Source organism: Rhodoglobus vestalii, from assembly GCF_006788895.1.
GTDB lineage: Bacteria > Actinomycetota > Actinomycetes > Actinomycetales > Microbacteriaceae > Rhodoglobus > Rhodoglobus vestalii.
This window is the reverse complement of the sequence record NZ_VFRA01000001.1, coordinates 2,162,454-2,172,148: the sequence shown is the minus strand read 5'-3', so window position 1 is coordinate 2,172,148 and position 9,695 is coordinate 2,162,454. Positions and strand designations below refer to the sequence as shown.

Below are 9,695 nucleotides of genomic sequence, written 5' to 3'. Positions count from 1 at the left end.
AAGCTGGCGGCCGGGCTCACGTCCGTCGGCTCACTTTTCGGGGGTGCTGAATGGCACTTTCACACTGTGGATGACACGGTTATAGGTGAGCTCGATCGCCGGCACAATGGTGCTCAGGTAGCCGCTCTCGTTGAGCATCTCATTCACGTCGATCATTTCGATCTGCCGACGCTTGACGTGTTTGACCGTGCCGCTGAGGTAACGCTGGGCCGTTTCGGCGCTCATCGCATCGAACTCGCGCTGCACCTCTTCGTACGCCCATTCCTGAAGCCCGAGACTCTCGGCAGCCCACAGATAGTCGATCGTCACTGCCGCGATTCCTTTGGCGAGAACGCTCCGGATGAGCTTGCGTGCTGCAGCCTCGCCGGCGACATCAGAGACAAACTCGAGGTTCAGGGCGAACGGCTCCAAAAGGTCGACGAATCTGCGCGCGGCGGTGCCGGATACGCCCATCGGAACCTTCGCGCCGAGTCCAGGTACGGGGCGCATGATGGCAACATCGGCAAAGGCCCCAGAGGCAAACAGCGCGGCGAGTTTCTTCTTGAGTGCCGGAGTACCGGTGTTGAGATCCGCATAAATAACGCCCTCCTTCAGCATTGGGGCGACCTGCTCTGCCACTCTGAACGCTACCGTCGAAGAATTCAGCGATAGCACTATGTCGGCACCTGCGACTGCTTCGTTGACGGACGCCGTGAGCGGTACCGTCGGGTTAGCCGGAGTGGCTGGGTCGAATCCAATGACCACGAGGCCAGCATCCTGAAGACCGCCAGCGATGAGTGACCCAGCTTCCCCGTGACCGATCACAGCAACTTTCAGTGTTGGGCTCATAGGTCCATGTTCGCAGAGGAATCAGCGCCAGTCATCCGCCTCATAATCCCACCCAACATAGCCCTCGGAGAGATAGGCATTTGCGGCGGCTGATTCTGTGACAGACCGCAGCTCGCCGAGCTGACGCTTCTTGTCGAACTCGCTCGCATCCGGTGCCACATGAAGCATGGTCGTCATCCAGTAGGAGAAGTGTTGGGCCTTCCAGATGCGCTTCATCGCGTTCTCTGGGTAAGCATCCATCAACGATTCCGAACCGGAGCGGAAATACTCGCGCAGCGCCTCATTGAGCCACAGCACATCGCTGAACGCGAGATTCATGCCCTTCGCCCCTGTCGGTGGCACCGTGTGGGCAGCATCGCCCATAAGAAACACATGGCCATTGCGTAGCTCTTTGGCGACGAAACTTCGAAAACGCAGCACGTCTTTGCGGAAGATCGGTCCCCGAGTGAGCTCGACGCCAGCGATGCCGGCCTGCAGCTTTCTCCAGATCTCTTCATCGCTGACTGAGGCGGCATCAAGCTCGGGATCGCACTGAAAGTACATGCGCTGAACGTCACGGTCGCGCGTACTGATCAGCACGAAGCCGTCTTCTGAGCGACTGTAAATCAATTCGTCGAAGCTGGGTGGCGCTTTTACTAGAACTCCGTACCAGGCGAATGGATACTCGCGAAAGTAGGAGCTGTTGCGATCTTTGTTCACAAACGACCTGGCAACACTGGACGAGCCGTCGGCGCCCACGACGATATCGGCCGCAATCTCGAAGCCCTCACCGACTGCGTTGGTACCGACGATTCGAGGCTGCGAGGACTCTGCATCGAGGATAGCGGTCGCCGTGTGCGAGAACAGCGGGGTTACGCCGTCTCGAATGCGGGCGGCGATCAGGTCTTTGAGAACTTCGTGCTGAGGGTAAAGGTAAGCCGATTTGCCGGTGTGCTTCTGAAAATCGAAGCGATGCGCGGTTCCATCGAAATGAAATTCGATTCCGTCGTGCTTCATGCCCTCGCTATAGATGCGGTCAGAGACCCCCGACTGCGACAAGACTTCGGCGGCGGGTGATTCGACGATGCCCGCCTTGACGGTGCCTTCGATCTCTTCACGGCTCTTCGTGTCGATCACGACGGAGTCGATGCCAGCCTTGTGAAGCAGATGGGCGAGTAGGAGTCCTGCGGGGCCTGCTCCCAGAATGCCGACTTGCGTGCGAATGTGTTGGGTCATCATTGAACCGTTTCTGGAGGAGTGGATGCGCCTGAAGCCTGGCTTCATCGTATGGATCAACGATGCTGTGCGCGGGCGGTTCAATCAAGCCAAAACTTCCATAGGATGGAAGCCACCGTGGCCACCAACAGCGCATGCTGGTGACCTCGTCCATGTTCTGAATAACGGAGAGTCAGATGAGCCCTGCACGTGCACAAACCGGTGCCCCCACCGCCCTTCTGGAACGAGCGATGAAACTGCTGGGATGTTTCGGTCCTACTCGCCAGGCACTGTCGCTGACCGAACTGGCCGCGATGTCAGAGCTTCCGATCTCGACCTGTCACCGAATCGCCAACACGCTCGTTGACGGCGGGTTTCTCATGCGCGGTGCCGATCGCAAGTACCGTGTTGGCACGAGACTGTGGACGATAGCGCAGCACGCCCCCTTGAGCGAGCGGCTGCGGGAGAGCGCACTGCCGACCCTCGCCAGATTGTATGAAGAGACCGGTGAGAACATCACCTTGGCGGTCTTCGACCGGGGTCAAGCGCTCTATGTCGACCGTCTTGTTGGCGAGCGAAGTGTGCCAACGATTATCCGGGTGGGCGGCCACCTGCCGTTACACACCACCGGCGTTGGCAAAGTCTTACTCGCTTATCAATCACAGTCGGTGATCGATCGTTACCTGTCGGCACAGCTGATTCGGCCGACGCCGCATTCCGTCACTGCACCCGACCTGCTCCGCACAGAACTCGCGCTTGTCAAAGAGCGAGGCTACGCGATCACCCGTGAGGAAATGACTGCGGGAAGCGGCTCCATCGCGGTGCCAATCATCCGAAATGGCACGTGTGTCGCGGCCATCGGGGTGGTCGTGCATCTGGCACGGCTGGATGCGACCCGACTCGTTGCCACCCTCAGGGCGGCCTCGCGGTCTATCTCAGACGAGCTCGCACGGTAGCCGCATAGCTGACAGCGCTGCACAGTTTTCCCATGTTGTGTCTGCGATTGATCGTGGATCCAAACGAAGACAGTCGGGGTTTGGGCGAACCCTAGGTGCTCTCGATGTTGCTGGTTGATGGGCTGCTACGTCGGGTCGACCATCACCTTAAGGGCGGTGCGCTCATCCATGGAGATGTAGCCCTCAGGGGTTTGTTCGAGTTTCACGGTCTGGTCGAAGACGAGACCCGGGTTCACCGTTCCGTCGAGCACCGCGGGCAGCAACTTTTCGATGTAGGCGCGAACCGGGGCCACCCCACCGGTGAGGGTGACGTTCTTGCCGAACAGGCTGCGGCGCCCAACGGGTGCATCTTCATACTGAGGAACACCGACACGGCTAATCACGCCACCGGCACGGACAACACCGAGTGCCTGCTCGTAGGCGGGCATGAAGCCCACCGCTTCGAGAACGGCGTGGCTTCCAGCGCCACCGGTAAGTTCTCGCACCTTCTCGATGCCCTCTTCGCCACGCTCAGCCACGACATCCGTCGCACCAAACGCGCGACCCAAATCGGTGCGCGCTGTGTGGCGACCCATGAGGATGATGCGCTCAGCACCCATCTGCTTGGCCGACAGCACCGCGAGCAGTCCGACGGCACCATCGCCAATCACGGTGACTGTTTGGCCAGCAGTGATTCGCGCCTGATGGGCGGCGTGCCATCCGGTTCCATACACGTCAGAGAGTGACAGCAGCCCAGCATACTGCGACTCATCAACAGTACCGGGAACCTTCACTAGCGTGCCGTCAGCGTAGGGCACTCGCACCGCTTCTGCTTGGCCGCCAGTGACACCACCCCCACCCCAGAAACCGCCGTGAATGCACGACGTCTGCAACCCTTCGACGCAGAAAACGCACGTGCCATCCGAGAACGAGAACGGAGCAATCACAAAGTCGCCGACCGTGAGACTAGTGACGTCGTTGCCGATTTCTTCGACGGTTCCGATGAACTCGTGCCCGATCGGGCGTCCATCCGCATCCGCCTTCATTGAATGGAACGGGTGCAGATCGCTGCCACACACGCATGCACGGGTGATGCGCACAATCGCGTCTGTGCCCTCGACCAGTGTCGGGTCCGGTGCAGTGATCACGCGGACATCGCCGGCACCATAAATGTAAGTAGCTCGCATGGTTTTATTTAGCGCCTGAAAACGTTCAACGAAACCTACGAAGCAGGGGTCGGGGTCGGCGTGGGCGTTGGGGTCGAGCTCTCGGTGAAGTCATCTCCCGCAGCCTGGATAACAAACGCCTGGAAAGCAGCAAGATCATTGACCCCGCCCTCGTACTTGATCCCGTTGACCAGAACCGTGGGGGTCCCGGTAACCTGAGCGATTTCAGAGTTGGGGATCGGGCCCGACAGTGCGCGTGCCGTTGAGTTGCTCACCCACGACCTGAAGGTCTCCTCCTGAATGCACTCGCTGATGGCGGGCACGTTCTCAACTCCGGCAGTGTCAAGCAGCGTGATGAAATCGTCGTTACTCAGACCGCTGGTGTTCTCCTCAGGCTGTACGCCTTCTGACAGCAGCAGGGAGTGAAAGCTGTAGAAGTCGTTCGGCGACAAGTCAGCGACACAGGCAACGGCGTTCACCGCACGCGAGGAGTAACGCTGCCCCTGCGAGAGGCGGTCGAGAATCGTGATGGGGTGCACTTCGAGCGTTGCCGCACCGTTGTCGACAAGGCCCTCAATGTATTCAGCATTCGTCTGCTCGAATACACCACAGATGGGGCAGAGATAGTCGACATAGATTTGGATGTCGAGCACGCCAGATTCCTCATCCGGAACGCTCGGGATGGGGTCAGCATCCGCTTCGATAGCGTCGGTGGGTGTCGCGATGAAGCCCTGGCTCAGTTGAACACCGTCACTGGCGAAGTTCTGAGGGCCGGGGCCTGCTGGTTGGTTCGAGTTGACCAGCACGAGTGCAATGACGGCGACGATCGCAACGAGTGCGAGGCCCACACCACCCTGAAGGAACAGCTTGGTGCGGCGGTCTTTCTTCTTCTGCACATCGCGCTGAACGCGCGCCTTTTCACGCGCCGCTTCTCGTCGCTCATTCTTGCTGAGTTGGCTGCCGCCGGAGTTGCCGTTGCTCAATCGAACCTCTTTTGCCGTGTATGTCGCTGTGTCGGGCACCAGAAATGACGGCGCACCCGTCGAATTCTAGGAGTACTCTCTGGGAATTGCCCAACCGAATCCTGCTCTAGATGCTTCTGAAGGTGATGCCAGTCGGTCATGTGACTGCCAAAAGAGTGCCATAATGACGCAATGCGGTTTCGATCGCAGTCCATTCACTACGGATCGTCCGGCACGTACCTGCCGGTGAAGGAGAAAATACAACAATGGCGTCTGTAACTTTTGACAATGCAACCCGCCTCTACCCGGGATCAACGATCCCCGCTGTAGACAAGCTGAATCTTCACGTTGAAGACGGCGAATTCCTCGTACTTGTCGGCCCTTCAGGTTGCGGTAAGTCAACAAGCCTTCGCATGCTCGCCGGCCTCGAAGAGGTCAACGATGGCAGCATCCTCATCGGAGACCGCGACGTCACTGATGTTCCTCCGAAAGACCGCGACATTGCGATGGTCTTCCAGAACTACGCTCTCTACCCCCACATGTCGGTTGCCGAGAACATGGGCTTCGCGCTCAAAATCGCCGGTGTCAACAAGGAAGAGCGGGCAGCTCGCGTGCTCGAGGCGGCAAAGCTGCTCGACCTCGAGCCTTACCTCGCCCGCAAACCCAAAGCTCTTTCGGGTGGTCAGCGTCAACGTGTTGCCATGGGTCGCGCGATTGTTCGCCAGCCTCAGGTGTTCCTCATGGACGAGCCGCTCTCGAACTTGGACGCCAAGCTTCGTGTTCAGACGCGTACGCAGATTGCTAGCCTTCAGCGTCGACTCGGGGTCACTACGGTCTACGTGACTCACGACCAGACCGAAGCCCTCACCATGGGTGACCGCATCGCAGTTCTCAAGGATGGCCTCCTCCAGCAGGTTGGTACCCCTCGTGACCTGTACGAGGCACCTCAGAACATCTTCGTTGCTGGCTTCATCGGCAGCCCTGCCATGAACCTGTTCAGCGCCGACATTGTCGATGGTGGGTTGCAGTTCGGCGATGCTGTCGTGAACGTCGACCGTGAGACGCTCGGCGAGACTACCGCGAAGACGGTAACCATCGGCATCCGCCCCGAAGACGTCATCGTCTCGACCTCGGGCAGCGGCCTCCCGGTTGACGTTGACCTTGTTGAAGAACTCGGTGCTGACGGCTACCTCTATGGTCACGCCGATATCAACGGCGAGCGTGTCGACATTGTTGCTCGTGTCGATGGCCGTTCACACCCGAACGCTGGCGAGAAGGTATTCCTCACGCCTGAGCCCAACCACGTGCACGTCTTCGACACCGAGTCAGGTCTCCGCCTGACCAAGAAGCGTGTCACCACGAGCTAACTCCCGCTTTACGATCGAGCCCGTCGACATCGAACAGTGTTCGAATACGTCGACGGGCTCGTTTCAGCTTAAGGAAACGCCAATGACTGGTTCTGTCAACATCACCGCTGCCACCGTCGATCCGGCACTGCTGGATCTTCCCTGGGCGCTGCCACTCGAGCTGTGGCCCGACGACGCGATTGCGACTCTCCCCAAGGGCATCTCCCGTCATCTGGTGCGCTTTGCGAACCTCAGTGGCTATGTGGTGGCGATCAAGGAGACCTCAAGCGAGCTCGCCAAGCGAGAGTACGACATGTTACGCACCCTGCAGAAACTTGATGTGCCGTGTGTCGACCCACTCGCAATCGTCACTAACCGTTCCTCGGCAGACGGTGAAGAGCTCAAGTCGGTTCTCGTGACCCGGCACCTGCGGTTCTCGCTGCCGTACCGCGCTGTTTACTCGCAGAGTCTGCGCCCAGAAACAGCTCGTCGACTGGTCGACGCCCTCGCGGTGCTGCTCGTGCGTCTGCACATCGTTGGGTTCTTCTGGGGCGATGTCTCGCTGTCGAATACCCTTTTCCGACGCGACGCCGGTGCGTTTGCCGCCTATCTGGTGGATGCCGAAACCGGTCAACTGTACGACCGTCTCTCCAATGGTCAGCGCGAGAATGATCTCGAAATCGGCCGCGTAAACATTGCGGGCGAGTTGCTCGACCTGCAGGCCGGTGGTCGACTCGAAGAAGACATCGATCCCGTCGAAATCAGCAACGGAATTGTGGCCAGGTACCGCACATTATGGCAAGAACTTACCGGGTCTGAACGCTTCGATCACTCTGAGCGGTGGCGCATCAACCAGCGTGTCGAACGCCTCAACGCTCTCGGGTTCGATATTGAAGAACTTGCCATCACCACCGAAGATTCGGGCACGCGGGTACGCATCCAACCCAAAGTGGTGGATGCCGGACACCACTCCCGACGTCTACTTCGCCTCACCGGGCTTGACGCCCAAGAGAACCAGGCGCGGCGACTGCTCAACGACATGGACTCGTACCGTGCGGCATTCGACAAGCAGGACATGGACGAAGAGATGCTTGCCCACGAATGGGCAGCTCGCGTCTTTGAGCCCGTGATCCGCGCGATTCCCAAAGAACTGCGCGGAAAGCTTGAACCTGCGGAGATCTTTCACCAATTGCTTGACCACCGTCGCCAATTAGCGCAGGACTCCGGTCGCGACATCCCCCTCGCCGAAGCAGTCGGCAGCTACGTCGAAAATGTACTGCAGTTTCGCCGCGACGAAGCCACCATGATTAACCCGCCAACGGACGCATTCACCGCACCGATTACGCTTCCCACCGCCGGAATCGATAGTGATGAGAACAGTGATGAGAACAGTGATGACGACGAAGAAGACTGGCGCCTGAAGGTTTAGTTTCTCTACGACAGCAACTTGCTCTACGACAGTAACTGCTCGAGGCCTCGACCCTTCACGTGCTCGAACACCAGGTTAGTTTCGGTGTGGGAGACCGCCGGGTGACTGGCCAAATAGGTGAGCATGAAGTCGCGGAGCTCTGCCGCGCTTCGGGCCGCAACGTGGAGTAGGTAGTCGTCTCCGCCGCCGGTGTGGAAGAACGCCAACACACCGGGCCAATTGGGTGCAGCACTGCGGAAGGCATCCACCTCTTCGCGCACGTGCTTGACGAGCTTGATGGAGATCAGAGCCTGAACGCTCATCCCGAGCTTGGCGACATCGATATCGGCATGAAATCCGCGCAGGTGGCCGTCGTCATGCAATCGACGGAGTCGCTGCGACACGGTGGATTCGGCGACCCCCGCACGGGCCGCAAGAGCGGAGCCAGAAATGCGAGCATTGGCCGCCAAACTTGCCAGGATCACACGATCAATTGAGTCGATTGCTGGGGTCTTGTGCTCGGTCACGGAGTCCTCCTTGACCGCAGTTTATGCGGAAATCCCAATAATTTGTGAAGATGCTGCACCAGGAGTTGATTTGCGGCGAAGTTTCTGCTGATATCAAGACATGCTGCCTCACAATATCCGACTGGAAACCCTTGCTGTTCACGCAGGAATGGAGGGCGTACTGGAATCTGGCCAGCACGTTCCCTCCATCGATCTCTCGACCACCAACCCATTACCCAGCATTGAAGTCGGCGGGGACTCCTACGAGAATCTCGCCACCGGTAACCCCATCATCGAAGGGCACTCCGCGGTCTACCAGCGTCTGTGGCAGCCGGGAGTGGCTCGTTTCGAAGACGGACTCGCCGCACTAGAAGGTGCGGAAGCTGCCGTGGCCTACGCCAGCGGCATGGCCGCAATGGCGGCGGTACTCATCTCCATCGCATCCGCGGGTCGTCCGCACGTTGTGGGTGTTCGCCCGCTCTACGGCGGAACGGACCACGTGCTCGACAACGGTTTACTTGGCACCACCGTGACGTGGGCCGATGCTGACTCCGTGGCGGATGCCATTCAATCCGACACAGGACTTGTCGTCATTGAGTCCCCCGCCAACCCCACACTCGAACTCGTCGACATCAGAAAAATTGTTTCCGCGGCAGGTGATGTGCCGGTTCTGGTCGACAACACCTTCGCCACCCCAGTGCTGCAGCGCCCCATCGAATTCGGTGCCACAATGGTGCTGCACAGTGCCACCAAGTACCTCGGCGGTCACGGTGATGTTATGGGCGGTGTTATCGCCACCAGTGAAGCGCACGCAAAGACTCTGCGCAACATTCGTGCCCTGACCGGAGGCGTGCTGCACCCCTTCGCCGCCTACCTGCTTCACCGCGGACTGCGTACCCTGCCATTGCGGGTGCGGGGGCAGCAGGAAACTGCGGGAGAGCTTGCGCGGCGCCTTGATGGGCATCCGGCTCTCGCCCGCGTGCTTTATCCCGGACTCCCCGGTCAAGACCCTGCTGGTCTGATCGGCACCCAGTCCGCAGGCGCCGGTTCGCTTATTGCTTTGGATCTGGCGGGCGGCTACGAGGCTGCAGCAAAGTTCACTGAGTCTGTGAAACTGATCACGCACGCGGTGTCTCTGGGCGGAATCGACACCCTCGTGCAGCATCCAGCATCACTCACGCACCGCCCCGTTGCCTCAGAGGCAAAGCCGGGTGCTGGCGTTGTGCGTATTTCGGTTGGTCTTGAGCACGTCGACGACCTCATGAACGACATTACTGCTGCGCTCGACGAAGTGAGCAACGGCTAGGAGACCAACCGGTAGGTGACCAGCGGGCAGGTGCGTGGTTCTGC

9 protein-coding genes are annotated in these 9,695 nt (G+C 59.4%); 4 read left to right on the top strand and 5 right to left on the bottom strand.

The window, feature by feature from the left end; genetic code table 11:
• Positions 1-30 precede the first annotated feature (30 nt).
• On the bottom strand, positions 31-828 hold the full coding sequence (locus FB472_RS10680) for a DUF1932 domain-containing protein (protein WP_141990874.1): 798 nt from the start codon (positions 826-828) through the stop codon (positions 31-33).
• A 21-nt stretch (positions 829-849) separates the two neighbouring features.
• Positions 850-2,043, bottom strand: a complete 1,194-nt coding sequence (locus tag FB472_RS10675) for a 4-hydroxybenzoate 3-monooxygenase (RefSeq protein WP_141991550.1) — start codon at positions 2,041-2,043, stop codon at positions 850-852.
• A 176-nt stretch (positions 2,044-2,219) separates the two neighbouring features.
• On the opposite strand from FB472_RS10675, the gene FB472_RS10670 reads away from it, so the two are divergent.
• Positions 2,220-2,978, top strand: a complete 759-nt coding sequence (locus tag FB472_RS10670) for an IclR family transcriptional regulator (RefSeq protein WP_141990873.1) — start codon at positions 2,220-2,222, stop codon at positions 2,976-2,978.
• A gap of 125 nt (positions 2,979-3,103) precedes the next feature.
• On the opposite strand, the gene FB472_RS10665 is transcribed toward FB472_RS10670, so the two are convergent.
• Both FB472_RS10665 and FB472_RS10660 read right to left on the bottom strand, forming a co-directional pair.
• Positions 3,104-4,144 carry a zinc-binding dehydrogenase gene (locus FB472_RS10665; RefSeq protein WP_141990872.1) on the bottom strand — a complete coding sequence of 347 codons (1,041 nt, stop codon included), beginning with the start codon at positions 4,142-4,144 and terminating at the stop codon, positions 3,104-3,106.
• A 35-nt stretch (positions 4,145-4,179) separates the two neighbouring features.
• Positions 4,180-5,106 (bottom strand): DsbA family protein, encoded by a 927-nt coding sequence (locus tag FB472_RS10660; RefSeq protein WP_246078185.1) that lies wholly within the window; start codon positions 5,104-5,106, stop codon positions 4,180-4,182.
• A gap of 245 nt (positions 5,107-5,351) precedes the next feature.
• Between FB472_RS10660 and FB472_RS10655 the strand changes: the two genes are divergently transcribed.
• Both FB472_RS10655 and FB472_RS10650 read left to right on the top strand, forming a co-directional pair.
• Positions 5,352-6,452 (top strand): ABC transporter ATP-binding protein, encoded by a 1,101-nt coding sequence (locus FB472_RS10655; RefSeq protein WP_141990870.1) that lies wholly within the window; start codon positions 5,352-5,354, stop codon positions 6,450-6,452.
• Positions 6,453-6,534: 82 nt separating this feature from the next.
• Positions 6,535-7,860 (top strand): DUF4032 domain-containing protein, encoded by a 1,326-nt coding sequence (locus FB472_RS10650; protein ID WP_141990869.1) that lies wholly within the window; start codon positions 6,535-6,537, stop codon positions 7,858-7,860.
• A 23-nt stretch (positions 7,861-7,883) separates the two neighbouring features.
• Here the strand turns inward: FB472_RS10650 and FB472_RS10645 are convergent, their stop codons facing one another.
• The gene (locus FB472_RS10645; RefSeq protein WP_141990868.1) at positions 7,884-8,366 is read right to left on the bottom strand and encodes an Lrp/AsnC family transcriptional regulator; all 483 of its coding nucleotides are present in this window, start codon (positions 8,364-8,366) and stop codon (positions 7,884-7,886) included.
• Between the two features lie 100 nt (positions 8,367-8,466).
• Here FB472_RS10645 and FB472_RS10640 point away from each other — a divergent pair, with 100 nt between their 5' ends.
• Positions 8,467-9,651 (top strand): trans-sulfuration enzyme family protein, encoded by a 1,185-nt coding sequence (locus tag FB472_RS10640; protein WP_141990867.1) that lies wholly within the window; start codon positions 8,467-8,469, stop codon positions 9,649-9,651.
• The last annotated feature ends 44 nt before the right edge of the window (positions 9,652-9,695 follow it).